General features: G+C 65.1%; 10 protein-coding genes. 9 read left to right on the plus strand and 1 reads right to left on the minus strand.

Going from position 1 to position 13,628, the window contains the following annotated elements; genetic code table 11:
* Nucleotides 1–22: 22 nt before the first annotated feature.
* Complete coding sequence (locus tag ACODR8_RS06675) at nucleotides 23–1,369, minus strand: dicarboxylate/amino acid:cation symporter (RefSeq protein ID WP_489006504.1); 1,347 nt, start codon at nucleotides 1,367–1,369, stop codon at nucleotides 23–25.
* A 212-nt stretch (nucleotides 1,370–1,581) separates the two neighbouring features.
* On the opposite strand from ACODR8_RS06675, the gene ACODR8_RS06680 reads away from it, so the two are divergent.
* The 9 genes from ACODR8_RS06680 (at nucleotide 1,582) to ACODR8_RS06720 (ending at nucleotide 13,600) form a co-directional block, all read left to right on the plus strand.
* Nucleotides 1,582–3,351: a sensor histidine kinase gene (locus ACODR8_RS06680; RefSeq protein ID WP_489006505.1), complete on the plus strand. Its 1,770-nt coding sequence runs from the start codon at nucleotides 1,582–1,584 to the stop codon at nucleotides 3,349–3,351.
* On the plus strand, nucleotides 3,348–4,673 hold the full coding sequence (locus tag ACODR8_RS06685) for a sigma-54-dependent transcriptional regulator (protein WP_489006506.1): 1,326 nt from the start codon (nucleotides 3,348–3,350) through the stop codon (nucleotides 4,671–4,673). Before ACODR8_RS06680 ends, ACODR8_RS06685 begins: the two co-directional genes overlap by 4 nt.
* Before the next feature lie 88 nt (nucleotides 4,674–4,761).
* On the plus strand, nucleotides 4,762–5,898 hold the full coding sequence (locus tag ACODR8_RS06690; RefSeq protein ID WP_489006507.1) for a bile acid:sodium symporter family protein: 1,137 nt from the start codon (nucleotides 4,762–4,764) through the stop codon (nucleotides 5,896–5,898).
* On the plus strand, nucleotides 5,895–7,226 hold the full coding sequence (locus tag ACODR8_RS06695; RefSeq protein ID WP_489006508.1) for an AtzE family amidohydrolase: 1,332 nt from the start codon (nucleotides 5,895–5,897) through the stop codon (nucleotides 7,224–7,226). Before ACODR8_RS06690 ends, ACODR8_RS06695 begins: the two co-directional genes overlap by 4 nt.
* Nucleotides 7,223–8,584 carry an NCS2 family permease gene (locus ACODR8_RS06700; RefSeq protein WP_489006509.1) on the plus strand — a complete coding sequence of 454 codons (1,362 nt, stop codon included), beginning with the start codon at nucleotides 7,223–7,225 and terminating at the stop codon, nucleotides 8,582–8,584. The genes ACODR8_RS06695 and ACODR8_RS06700 overlap by 4 nt, the downstream gene beginning before the upstream one ends.
* Entirely contained in the window at nucleotides 8,581–9,498 is a 918-nt protein-coding gene (locus tag ACODR8_RS06705) for a 5'-methylthioadenosine/S-adenosylhomocysteine nucleosidase (protein ID WP_489006510.1), read from the plus strand. Before ACODR8_RS06700 ends, ACODR8_RS06705 begins: the two co-directional genes overlap by 4 nt.
* Nucleotides 9,499–9,502: 4 nt before the next feature.
* Nucleotides 9,503–11,083: a gamma-glutamyltransferase family protein gene (locus ACODR8_RS06710; protein ID WP_489006770.1), complete on the plus strand. Its 1,581-nt coding sequence runs from the start codon at nucleotides 9,503–9,505 to the stop codon at nucleotides 11,081–11,083.
* Nucleotides 11,077–12,375 carry an allantoate amidohydrolase gene (locus ACODR8_RS06715; RefSeq protein ID WP_489006511.1) on the plus strand — a complete coding sequence of 433 codons (1,299 nt, stop codon included), beginning with the start codon at nucleotides 11,077–11,079 and terminating at the stop codon, nucleotides 12,373–12,375. Before ACODR8_RS06710 ends, ACODR8_RS06715 begins: the two co-directional genes overlap by 7 nt.
* Entirely contained in the window at nucleotides 12,362–13,600 is a 1,239-nt protein-coding gene (locus ACODR8_RS06720) for a pyridoxal-phosphate-dependent aminotransferase family protein (protein WP_489006512.1), read from the plus strand. Before ACODR8_RS06715 ends, ACODR8_RS06720 begins: the two co-directional genes overlap by 14 nt.
* Nucleotides 13,601–13,628: the final 28 nt, after the last annotated feature.

Raw genomic sequence — 13,628 nt, forward strand, 5'->3', positions numbered from 1 at the left:
GCGCAGGCCTTCCTGAAAAACATCAGGCGGCGGTCAGCACGGCGTGCGGGGACGCTTCGACAACCTCCGGTGCGGGCAACCGCCCGTCGAGCGCGGCGTTGAGCTTCTCACGGTCCAGCCCGCCTTCCCAGCGTGCGACGACGATGGTGGCCACCGCATTGCCGATGAAATTGGTAAGGCTGCGGCATTCGCTCATGAAGCGGTCTACGCCCAGAATCAGCGCCATGCCCGCCAGCGGCACCGTCGGCACGATCGACAGCGTGGCGGCCAGCGTGATGAAGCCCGCACCGGTCACACCCGCCGCGCCCTTGGACGAGAGCATGGCAACGCCCAGCAGCAGCAATTCCTGCCCCAGCGTCAATTCCACGCCCGTCGCCTGCGCAATGAACAAGGCCGCGAGCGTCATGTAGATGTTGGTGCCGTCCAGATTAAAGCTGTAGCCGGTGGGGACGACCAGCCCGACGATGGACTTCTCGCAACCCGCCCGCTCCATCTTTTCAATGAGGTTGGGCAGCGCGGCTTCGGACGAGGATGTCCCTAGCACAAGCAGCAGTTCGGCCTTGAGGTAACGCAGCAGCTTGAAGATGGAAAAGCCGGTCAACCGCGCCACGCTCCCCAGCACCACCACCACGAACAGCAAGGATGTGAGGTAGAATGTTGCGACCAGCGCGCCCAGATTGGCGAGGCTGCCCACGCCATATTTGCCGATGGTGAAGGCGATCGCCCCGAATGCACCGATGGGGGCCGCGCGCATCAGGATCGACACCAGCTTGAAGACGATGAGGCTGAGGCGCTCCATGAAGCGGATCACTGGGGCAGCCGGTTCGCCGACCATGCTGATCGCGATGCCGAACAGGATCGCGATCAGCAGGATTTGGAGGATGTTGCCGTCGGTAAAGGCGCTGACCAGTGTCGTGGGAATGACGCCCAACAGGAAACCGGTCAGCGTCGATTCATGCGCCTTGGCGGCATAATCTGCGACCGCGCCGCCATCCAGCGTGGCGGGATCGATGTTCATGCCCGCGCCCGGCTGGACGAGATTGGCGACGATCAGGCCAACGACCAGCGCCAGGGTGGAGAAGGTCAGGAAATAGGCGAACGCCTTGCCGGCCACCCGACCGACCGACCCCAATTCCTTCATGCCCGCAATGCCGGTGACGATGGTGAGGAAAATGACCGGGGCGATGATCATCTTGACCAATTTGATGAAGCCATCGCCGAGCGGCTTCATCGCTTCGCCATAAGCAGGCCAGAAGTGACCGAGCAACGCGCCGAGGATGATCGCGACAATGACCTGGACATAGAGTTGGGAGGCGAGACCTTTGCGCACAGGGGGCGGTGAGGCTGGCGGAAAACTCTGTTTGATCATGGCACTTGCTCCAGCTCCATAGCCGCCGCTGGCTCAGTCTTTGCGGCAAGGTTATGGTGCGGTGAAATTAGGATGCTGCCAAACATCGACTGTATTTTGCATCAACACACTGATATAAAATGATAATATAGTATGGTCGTCCTTTCGCGCCGCCTGCCTCTATGCGGATTTCCACATCGCCATGACAAGGGTTGTGTGATAATCCGCACAATATGAGCCGCTTCGCTTCCCTGCCGGATTGGACCCGACGCCTTGCGCCGCTGCTGCTGGCCATCGTCTTGATCGTCGCCGCATCGGTGGTGTTTGCCGACCGCTATCATCACACCCTGCGCGCGCAGGCGATCAGCACGGAGCGCAACGAGACCACGCAGCAGACCCGCGCCGTGCTGCGCCTGCTGGAATCGGAGTTGCAGAAATTCCGCCTGCTGCCTGTTGTCCTGAGTGAATATCCCGATCTGCGCGCGGCGATGCGATCGGGGCGGGTGGACATGGCGCTCAATGACAAGCTGGCTGTGCTGAAGGCCAAGACCGGCGCGGGTGCCATCTTTGCGCTGGATCGGTCGGGCCGGACGATCGCGGCGTCCAATGCGCGCCTGCCCGACAGTTTCGTGGGCCAGGATTACAGCTTCCGTCCCTATTATCGCCTCGGCTGGACCAAGGGCGGCGGCGAATATTTCGCGCTCGGCACGGTCAGCCATCGTCCCGGCCTCTATCTGTCCCGCCGGATCGAGAGCGGCGATGGCCCGATCGGCGTGATCGTGGTCAAGGTGGAGTTTGACGCGATCGAGCGGACCTGGCGGGACCGGCGCGCGCTCAGCTTCGTGGCCGACGCCAATGGCGTGCTGCTGCTCAGCAGCGACCCCGCACTGCGTTTTCGCGCGTTGCGGGCGATCGATCCGGCGCGCAAGGCGCAGATCAAGCAGGCGCTGCAATTTGGCGGCGCACCCCTGACGCCGCTGGGTATCGCAATCGGTCCCGATGGCCTGACCCGGATGCGCGACGGGTCGCAGGCGATGACGGCAAGCCTGTCCGTGCCGGTGGCTGGCTGGCGCCTTTATCATGTCGAACCGCTGGATGGCGCGTTGCAGGCGGCGCGCGCACGGGCTGAGGTCGCGGCAATCCTGTTCGCCATCCTCCTGTCTTTGCTGCTCGCCGGGCTGGTCTGGGCGATCGTGCGCCGCCGCCGGGCGCTTGAGTCGCGGGCCATATTGGAGCGGGAGGTGGCGTTGCGAACAGCCGATCTGGCGCGGGAAATGGACGCGCGTGCGACCGCCGACCAGCGCTATCGCCAGGCGCGCGAGGAACTGGCCCATGCCAACCGCCTTGGCACGCTCGGCACGATTTCGGCGGGCGTGGCGCATGAAATCAACCAGCCTGTCGCCACGATCCGCACCTTTGCCGAAAATGCCTCCGCCTTTCTGGACCGCGCGCAGCCGCAGCAGGCGGCCACCAACCTGCGCGAGATCGTGGCGATGACCGACCGGATCGGCAGCATCACCGCGCAATTGCGTCGCTATGCCCGGCGCGGCGTCGGCGCGATCGGCCCGGTGTCGCTGGCACAGGCGATCGATGGCGTGCGCCTGCTGGTGGGTGACCAGTATCGCAGCGCCGGGGTGACTCTGTCGCTGCCGACGCCCGATCCTGACCTGAATGTCCGGGCCGGGCGCGTCCGGCTGGAACAGGTATTGGTCAATCTGCTGACCAATGCGCTGGAGGCGGTGCGCGACCGGCCTGATCCCTGGGTCAGGGTCGATCTGACGCAATCGGACGGGCGCGTCATCCTTGACGTGCGCGATAGCGGCGCGGGGATTGACCCCGCCGTCGCCGACCAGTTGTTCATGCCCTTTGCCACCACCAAGACGGGCGGGCTGGGCCTGGGCCTCCACATCGCCCGCGACATCATGGTGGAGTTTGGCGGCACGCTCGACCATGTGGCCAGCGACGACCACACCTTGTTCCGCATGACATTGGATGCCCTATGATCGAGATGCCGATCCTGCTGGTCGATGATGATGATGCGCTGCGGAGTGCCTTGGTCCAGTCCTTCCAGCTGGCCGACATGGCGGTCGAAGCCTTTGCTGATGGCGCGTCGGCGCTGGCGCGGATCGACGCGGGCTTTGGCGGCGCGATCATATCGGACATTCGGATGCCGCGCATGGATGGGATGGAGTTGTTCAAGCGGGTCGCGGCGATCGATCATGAAATTCCGGTGATCCTGATGACCGGCCATGGCGATGTGCCGATGGCGGTCGCGGCGCTCAAGACCGGGGCGTTCGATTTCATCGCCAAGCCCTTCGCCACCGATCATCTGGTCGCGTCAGCCCGCCGGGCGCTGGAGATGCGGCGGCTGGTACTGGACAATCGCCGCCTGCGCGCAGCGGCCGACGAAAGAGCGGGCGGCGAACCGCTGATCGGTGAAACCCCGGCCATGGTCCGCCTGCGCGAAAATATGCGCCAGGTCGCCGACGCCGATGTCGACATATTGATCGAAGGGGAGACCGGCACCGGCAAGGAACTGGTCGCAACCTTGCTCCATCGCTGGAGCCGCCGGCGCGGTCGGCCCTTTGTCGCGATCAACTGCGCCGCGCTACCCGATGCGATTGCGGAGGTCGATCTGTTCGGACAGGAAAGCGGGCGCGCCGCCCATAACCGCACGACCCAGCCGGGCAGGATAGCCCGCGCCAACAAGGGGTCGCTCTTTCTGGACGAGATAGAGAGTAGTCCGACCTGGTTGCAGGGCGCGCTGCTGCGCGTGCTGGAGGAACGGGAAATATTGCCGGTGGGTGCCGAACAGCCGCAGGCGGTGGACCTGCGCGTGATCGCGGCGACCAAGCCGGGGATCGAGGCCAGCGTTGCCGAAGGTCGGTTTCGCGCCGATCTTCTCTATCGGCTCGACATGGTGCGGCTGCGCATTCCGCCGTTGCGCGAACGACGCGCCGACATTCCATTACTGTTCGGTTATCTATTGCATCAGGCAGCCGACCAGATGAAACGCGACGTCCCCCGCATCGGCCCGGACATTCAGGCCTATCTGGCCGATCATGACTGGCCCGGCAATGTGCGCGAACTCACCAATTTCGCCAAGCGCACCGTGCTGGGGATGCAGGCGGATGGCGCGGGGGAGGGGAGTGCGCTCTCCCTCACCCAGCAGGTCGAACGCTTCGAGGCGGGCGTGATCCGGCAGGTGCTGGAGCGGGTCGGGGGCGACGCGCGGTCGGCCATGGCCGAACTGCATCTGCCGCGCAAAACCTTCTATGATAAGCTCAATCGCCACGGGATAGAGATTGACCGATACCGGCGGTGAGCTGTTCAAAGGAGTAAGCGCTTTTTTGCAACGATCCGTGCAAGTCATTCTATTGGATCGGTAGGGCAGGATCGGCCTAAAGGGGGCCATGGTCCGCGTTTCCAAGCCTTCCTTCCTGCCCGATCCGTTTCTGCTCTGGCTGATTGCGACGGTGGCAGCCGCGTCGTTCGTTCCGGTGCGCGGCGCGGCGATCCCTTGGGTCGAGGCGGTGACGGACTTCGCGATTGCGTTGCTTTTTTTCCTGCACGGGGCGAAATTGTCGCGCGAGGCGGTGCTTGCGGGCGCGGGTAACTGGCGGCTGCACCTCTATGTGCTGGCCTCGACCTATATTCTCTTTCCTGCCATCGGCCTCAGCCTCGTCGCCCTGTTGCGCGGCCATGGCGATGGCTTGCTGCTGACGGGCCTGCTCTATCTCAGCCTGCTGCCATCGACGGTTCAGTCCTCGATCGCCTTTACCGCCATAGCGGGCGGCAATGTCGCGGCGGCGGTGTGCAGCGCGTCCCTGTCCAACATCGTCGGGATCATCCTGACACCGCTTCTGGTCGGGCTGTTCATGGCGGTGGATGGCGGGGGCAGCGGCTTTTCCTGGCACTCGGTGCAGGCGATCGCGCTGCAACTGCTCGTTCCTTTCCTTGCCGGGCATCTGCTGCGGCCGTGGATCGGGGCGTTCATCGACCGCCACAAGAAAATATTGATGCCGGTCGATCGCGGGTCGATCCTGCTGGTCGTCTATACCGCGTTCAGCGCGGCGGTGGTTGGCGGCATCTGGTCGCAGGTGGGGATTGCCGACCTTTTGCTCCTGCTGCTGCTCAGCCTGGTGATGCTGATCCTCGTGATGGGCGCGAATCTGGGCCTTGCACGCCTCGTCGGCCTGCCGCGTGCGGACATGATCGTTCTGCTGTTCTGCGGGTCGAAGAAGAGCCTGGTGTCGGGCGTGCCGATGGCGGGCGCGCTATTCCCGGCGGCGCAGGTCGGCGTTATCATCCTGCCGCTGATGATATTCCACCAGATCCAGCTGTTCCTGTGCGCCGCGCTGGCGAGCCGCTTCGCGCGACGAGGCGCAACGCCCCAGCGCCCGCCGCTGCCACGCACCGTGGCGGAGATTGAAGGCGCAGCGCAGAGGCTGGGCCTGACCATAGCCGAACCCTGCATGGCGGGCGTCACCGCCAATCTGGCCCTGCTGGATCGCCATGCCGACACGCTGTTTGCGACGGAAAAATCGTGAAACAGGCCGTCGAGATCGCCGCCGCTGTCCGGTCGGGGCAGACCAGCGCCATGGCCGTTCTGGAGCAATGCCTTGCCGGACTGGCGGCAGATGGCGGGCGACTGGTCGCGGTAACGCGCATCCTGGCCGACCGCGCCCGGTCGGAGGCCGCAGTCGTCGATGCCACTATCGCTGCGGGGCGTGATCCGGGGCCGCTGGCGGGCGTGCCTTATGGCGTCAAGGATCTGTTCGACATAAGCGGGCTGCCGACGACCGCAGGATCCAGCCTCTATGCCGATGCACCACCCGCGCAGGCCGACGCGGACGCCATCAGCCGCCTGCAAGCCGCAGGCGCGGTGCTGGTCGCGACGCTCAACATGGACGAATTCGCTTATGGCTTCGCCTCCATCAACGCCCGGCATGGCACGACGCGCAATCCCCATGATCTTGGCCGACTGGCAGGCGGATCGTCCGGCGGATCTGCGGCTGTGGTTGCGGCAGGGTTGCTGCCTTTCTCGCTAGGGTCCGACACTAACGGATCGATCCGCGTTCCTGCCAGCCTGACCGGCATTTACGGCATCAAGCCCAGCCATGGCGCGCTGCCGATGGGCGGAGTGTTTCCCTTTGCCGACAGTTTCGACGATATTGGCCCCTTCACCCTGTCGGTGGCGGACATGCAATGTATCTGGGATGCGCTGGCGGGAAGTCACACCGCCGCCAGCGAACCGATCCGCGTTGCCCGGCTGGGGGGGCGTTTCCGCGACAATGTCGATCCCGACCAGATCGCCGCGATGGACGCCATTGCGCCCGACGCGCCGCTGATCGAACTGCCTGATATCGCGCGGGCGCGCTCTGCCGCCTTCCTGATCACCGCCGCAGAAGGGGGCAGGTTGCATCGCGAGGCTCTGGGCCGCGACGCGATGGCGTTCGATCCGGCGACCCGCGACCGTCTGATCGCAGGCGCACTGCTGCCCGACGCGCTCTACGACGCGGCGCAGGCGTTTCGCGCAGACTATAAGCAACGCATCGTCGCCATCATGGACGATTACGACCTGCTGCTGGCCCCTGCGACGCCCTGCGTCGCGCCGCTGATCGCCGACCCGCGCATTATGATCGACGGCGCGCTGTCGCCCGCCCGCGCGGATTTGGGCATCCATAGCCAGCCGATCAGCTTTACCGGCCTGCCCTCGCTCAGCGTGCCGCTGCGCCGACCGGGCCGCTTGCCGCTGGGGCTGCAATTGATTGGCAGGCCGGGGGGCGAAGCGACATTATTCCGCTTCGCTGCAACACTGGAATATAAGGGGCTGACCGGCGTAACATCGCCCGTCGAACAGGGGGACGCATTATGACGGATGTGGCGGTAAAGCCGGGGGCGGGGAGAGGGGCAGGACGGCTCGAACGCTATTTCAGCCTGTCGGAACGGGGCACGTCGGCGCAGACGGAGGTGCTGGCCGGCTTCACCACCTTCCTGACCATGGCCTATATCGTGCTGGTCAATCCCGCGATCCTGGGGCAGGCAGGGATGCCGATCGCGGCGGTGGCGGCGGCGACCTGTTTTGCGGCGGCTTTCGGATCGATCCTGATGGGGCTGGTCGCCAATACCCCGCTGGCGCTGGCGCCGGGCATGGGCCTCAACGCCTATTTCAGCTTCACCGTGGTCCAGCAAATGGGTGTCCCATGGCCGGTGGCGCTGGGATGCGTGTTCATTTCCGGCATCGCCTTCCTGATCCTGACGCTGACCGGCGTGCGCCAGATGATCGTCGCGGCCATCCCGATGCATCTGTTCGCGGCGGTGGCGGGTGGGATCGGCCTGTTCATCGGCTTTATCGGCCTGAAGAACGCAGGCATCGTCGTCGCCAATCCGGCGACCTTCGTGGCACTGGGCGACCTCAAGGCACCCGGCGCAGCGCTCGCCTTGTTCGGCTTGCTGGTCATCGGCGTGCTGAGCGTGTGGAATGTGCGCGGCGCGATGCTGATCGGCATCGTCGCGACCACTTTTGTGGGATGGCTGTGCGGCCAAGTGGTCATCAACCCGGAACCCTACAGCCTCGACGCGCTGACCGGCACTGCGTTCAAGCTCGACCTGTCGGGCGTGTTCGGCCTGACCGGCAGCCATGGCCTCGGCCTCCTCGAAATCCTCTTCGTCTTTCTGTTCGTCGACCTGTTCGACAATATCGGCACGCTGGTCGCGGTCACCAAGCGGGCTGGGCTGATGGACAAGGCGGGGCGCATCCCCGGCCTCAACCGCATCCTCATCACTGACGCGGCCGCCACTATCGTCGGGTCGGTAGCAGGCACCAGCACGGTCACCTCCTATGTCGAAAGCGCGGCGGGCGTGCAGGCGGGCGGGCGCACCGGGCTGACGGCGGTTGTCACCGGCATATTGTTCCTGGCGACCATGTTCGTCGCCCCCTATGCGCAAATCGTCCCGCTGGCCGCCACCGCGCCTGCGCTCATCATCGTGGGCGGCCTCATGCTGCTGCCGCTGACCGAAATAGAGTGGGAGGACCCGCTCTCGGCAATCCCCGCTTTCCTGACCGTGGCGATGATCCCGCTCACTTTCTCCATTGCCAATGGCCTGGCCTTCGGCATCACCGCCCACGCCATATTGAAGCTGCTGCGCGGCACCGCGACCAGGGCCGACTGGTTCCTGTTCCTGTTGGCCGCCCTGTTCGTCGTCCGCTTCATCTGGATGAGTGCGGCATGATGCGCGCGCTCTGCCTTGCCATCTGCGCGCTGCTTCTGCCGGTTTCGGTGCAGGCAAAGCCGCTCGACAGGACGCCGCGCACCGTGGTCATGACCGCCTTCGCGCCCGAATGGGATGCGCTGGCCCACACGGTCGCCAAGCCCCGGACCTATAAGGTCAACGGCCTCACCTTCCTGACCGGCACCATGGCGGGCAAGCCCGTACTGCTGATGCAGAGCGGCGTCAGCATGGTCAATGCGGCGATGAACACGCAATTGGTGCTGGATCGCTTTACCGTGAAGCGGATCGTCTTTTCCGGCATTGCGGGTGGGGTCGATCCCGCTTTGTCGATCGGCGACGTCATCGTGGCGGAGGATTGGGCGCAATATCTGGAAGTCTCCTTCGCGCGCCAGACGCCGCAAGGCTGGGTCGTCCCCGAACCTGTCGATGCCGACGCGCCGCCGCCTTTCGGCATGATGTTCCCGCGCGGGGTGCGGTTGGGTAATGCAACGGAAACGCCACGCCGCCAGTATCGGCAGGCGGTCGATCCTGCGCTGCTGGCGCTCGCCCGGAAAATCGCCCCCGGCCTGACCCTGCGCCGCTGTGTGGAGGGGCAGGCGACCGCGGCAAACTGCCTGACCCATGAGCCCAAATTCGTGGTCGGCGGCACTGGCGTCAGCGCCGGTGTCTATGCCGACAATGCTGAATTTCGCGACTATCTGGCCAAGGCATGGCATGCGCGCGTCCTCGACATGGAAAGCGCCGCAGTGGTGCAGGTCGCCTATGCCAATCAGGTCCCGGCCATCGTGTTCCGCAGCCTGTCTGACCTCGCCGGGGGAGACGCGGGCGCGAACCAGATGACCACCTTCATGGCGCTGGCCTCGGTCAACAGCGCCGATGTCGTCCGCGCCTTCGTCGCCGCGCTGCCGGACTAGGATGATGACGCTTTCCACCATCAGCGGCACGAACGGCATGGTCACCGCACCCCATTTTCTGGCGGCGCAGGCGGGTTGCGACGTGTTGAAGGACGGCGGCAACGCGGTCGAGGCTGCCGTCGCCGTCGCCGCCACGCTGGCCGTCGTCTATCCGCATATGACCGGCATTGGCGGTGACAGTTTCTGGCTGGTCGCGGAGCCGGATGGCGCGATCCATAGCGTGCATGGCTGCGGGGGTGCGGCGGCTAAAGCCGACCTGGCCCTCTATGCCGGGCTGGACGCGGTGCCGACACGGGGACCACTTGCCGCAAACACGGTGGCAGGCACGCTGTCGGGCTGGGCGGCGATGCTGGAATGCGGTGGCACCTTGCCCCTGTCCCGCCTGTTGCGCGACGCCATCCATCATGCCGAAACAGGCGTGGCCGTGACCAGCGGCGGCGCGGCCATCGCGGCGGCGAAGGGCGGCGAACTGCGCGTTCAGCCCGGTGCCTATGCCGCAATCTTCGAGCCGGAGGGCCATCCCCTGCGCGAAGGTGATGTGCTGCGCCAGCCCGCGCTGGCCGCGACGCTGCGGATGATCGCAGACAATGGCCCTGCTGATTTCTACACCGGCGCGCTGGCCGATCTGGTCGCGCAGGATCTGGCGGAACTGGGCAGCCCGGTCGGCCGCGATGATCTGGCCGCGCATCACGCCACCCGGCCCACGCCGCTCACGACCCGCATCACCGGCATAGATCTCTATAACAGCGCCCCGCCAACGCAGGGCTTCGCGTCGCTGATGATCCTCGCTCTGTTCGACCGGCTGCGCGCGACCCAGGCGGGCAGCTTCGACCATGTCCATGGTCTGGTCGAAGCCACCAAGCAGGCCTTCCTGCTCCGCGACGCCCATGTCGGCGATCCTGCTTTCCATGATTTCGACTATCAGGGACTGCTCGATGATCATGCGGCTTTGGACGCCATTGCCGCGTCGATCGACCCGGCGCGCGCCATGCCCTGGCCTTGCCCGTCGGCGCAGGGCGACACTTGCTGGTTCGCCGCCGCCGACCGTGATGGGCGCGTGGTCAGCGCGATCCAGTCCACCTATCATGAATTCGGATCGGGGCTGGTTCTGCCGCGGACCGGCATCACCTGGCAAAACCGGGGCAGCAGCTTTCGGCTGGCGGCGGACGGCTGGAACGCGCTCAAACCCGGCCGCAAGCCGTTCCACACGCTAAACCCGGCGCTTGCCCGCTTCGATGACGGGCGGCTCATGGCCTATGGCACGATGGGGGGCGAAGGCCAGCCGCAGACACAGGCCGCGCTCTTCACCCGCTATGCTCGGTTCGGCGTCGATCTCCAGAAGGCGATCAGCGCCCCGCGCTGGCTGCTCGGACGCACATGGGGCGAGGACAGCACGACATTGAAGCTGGAGGACGGGTTCGACGACACGCTCTATGCCGATCTCACGGCGGCGGGCCATGATGTCGAGCGTGTCGGGCCGCTGACCGCCATGATGGGCCATGCCGGTGCTATCATCCGCCACGCTGATGGCCGCCTGGATGGCGCGACCGATCCGCGCAGCGACGGGCAGGTGGCGGCATGGTGAGCGGCGGCGCAAGAGCGGTCGCACGCTGCGACGCACTGGGCATTGCGCCCTATAGCGACATGGAGGGCGGGCTATACCGTGGTTATCTGACCCCGGCACACCGGGCTTCGGTCGATCAGGTTGGATTGTGGATGGTCGAAGCAGGGATGTATCCGACCATCGATCCGGCGGGTAATCTGGTCGGCCATTATTATTCTGATGTGGTTGATGCACCGTCACTCATCATCGGAAGCCATATCGACAGCGTACGCAATGGTGGGGTGTATGATGGGCCGCTCGGAATCATGCTCGGCATCGAATGCGTGGCAGCGCTCCATGCGCAAGGAAAGCGATTACCCTTCGCTATCGAAATATATGCTTTTGGCGATGAGGAGGGATCACGTTTTCCCGCTGCCATGCTGACCAGTCGTGCCGTGGCTGGAACGCTCGATGCTGACCTCACAAATATCAAAGACGATAAAGGCACTTCGCTGCCCGATGCGCTGCGCCTTTTCAATGCCGACTACGAAGCGATCATCGCGGGTCGCGCCATTTGGACTAAAGAGCAGCTTGGCCTGACCACGTTTCACAATGCGCGCCGGATACCCGGCACGACGCTTGCTTATCTCGAAGCCCATATCGAACAGGGACCAGTGCTGGAGGCAGACGGGCTTGCGGTCGGCACCGTCACCGGCATCGCCGCCCAGCTGCGCTATCAGGTCGTCGTCAAGGGTATGGCCGGTCATGCAGGCACCAGTTCGATGCCGCTGCGCCGCGACGCACTGGCGGGCGCGGCCGAGATGATCCTGGCAATCGAAACGATCGCCCGCGCCGATGCGTCCGATCTGGTCGCGACCGTGGGACGGGTCGAGGCGCTGCCGGGCGCGCCCAATGTCATCGCCGGAGAAGTCCGCTTCTCGATCGACATACGGTCCGGCGACGAAGCCCGCCGCGATCGGGCAGCCGCGGTGATACGCGATGCGCTGGCCGCCATAGCCGATCGCCGCGATCTCGATTTCACGATCCAGCACGTCCACGACCTCCCCGCCAGCCCGTGCGATCCAGCGCTTATGGACCTGATGGACGCCGCCATCGCCGACGCCGGCCATCCCGTCCGCCGCCTCGTATCAGGTGCGGGGCATGACGCGATGGTGATGGCCGCGCTCTGCCCCACCGCCATGCTCTTCATCCGTTGCAGGCACGGCATCAGCCACAATCCCGCCGAACATGTCGACCCCGCCGATGCCGATGTGGCATTGCAGGTCATGCTTGGCTTTATCGACCGATTGGGAGCGACCTTTGACCCCGCTTGACCCCCTGCTCTTTGGCGAAATCGACCCGCCGCAGCGTCTGTTGATGGGACCGGGACCGGTCAACGCCCATCCCCGCGTGCTGCGCGCCATGTCGGCGGATCTGCTGGGCCAGTTCGACCCCGAAATGACCGGCTATATGAATCAGGTCATGGCGCTCTATCGCCCGATTTTCGGCACGCAAAACCAGCAAACGATGCTGATCGACGGCACCGCGCGCGCGGGGATAGAGGCGGCTTTGGTCTCGCTGGTCGCGCCGGGCGACACGGTGCTGGTGATCAATTTCGGGCGTTTCGGGCTGCTGCTGGGCGAAATCCTCACCCGCATCGGCGCGGTGATCGAAACCGTTGACGCGCCTTGGGGCGAAGTCGTGTCGATGGATGCGATCGCCGCCGCCATCGCACGCACTGGTCCCAAAATCGTCGCCTGCGTCCATGGCGACACGTCCACGACGATGGCCCAGCCGCTCGAAGGCCTTGGCGATCTGTGCCGCGCAGCGGGCGCGCTCAGCTATGTCGATGCGACCGCGACCATCGGCGGCATGGAAATCGCTGCTGATCGCTGGGGCATCGACGTCGTCACCGGCGGTTTGCAGAAATGCCTGAGTGGTCCTTCCGGCTCTGCGCCGATCACTATCTCAGATAGGGCAGCCGACCATATTTTCGCGCGCCGCCATACCGAAGCGGGCATCCGCAGCGCTGACAGTATCGACGGCGCAGGGCCGCGGATCGGCTCCAACTATTTCGACCTCGCGATGATCATAGACTATTGGTCGGAAAAGCGTTTAAACCATCATACCGAAGCCACCTCCATGCTCTACGCCGCGCGAGAATGTGCGCGGGTGATGCTGGGGGAGGGGCTGGAGGCGCGCTATGCCCGCCACGCTGCCGCTGGCCGGGCCATGAGCGCGGGGCTGCGCGCCATGGGCCTCACCCTGTTTGGCGACGACGCCCATCGCATGACCAATGTGACCGGCGTCTTCATCCCAGAGGGCGTCGATAATGACCGGGTCCGCGCCGCCATGCGCGATCATTTCGAAATTGAGATCGGCACCGCTTTCGGACCGCTGCAGGGCCGCATCTGGCGCATCGGCGCGATGGGCTATAATGCGATGAAACATAAGGTCTTGATAACGCTTGGCGCTCTGGAAGCCTGCCTGCTGCGCGAAGGCTTTGCCCTGCCGCCCGGCGCGGCAGTCCCGGCGGCGCTGGAGGCGTGGGACGCATGACGCTCCTTCCCGCCCCCGTTCGCCCTGA

This window comes from Sphingobium sp. FG58 (assembly GCF_057809055.1).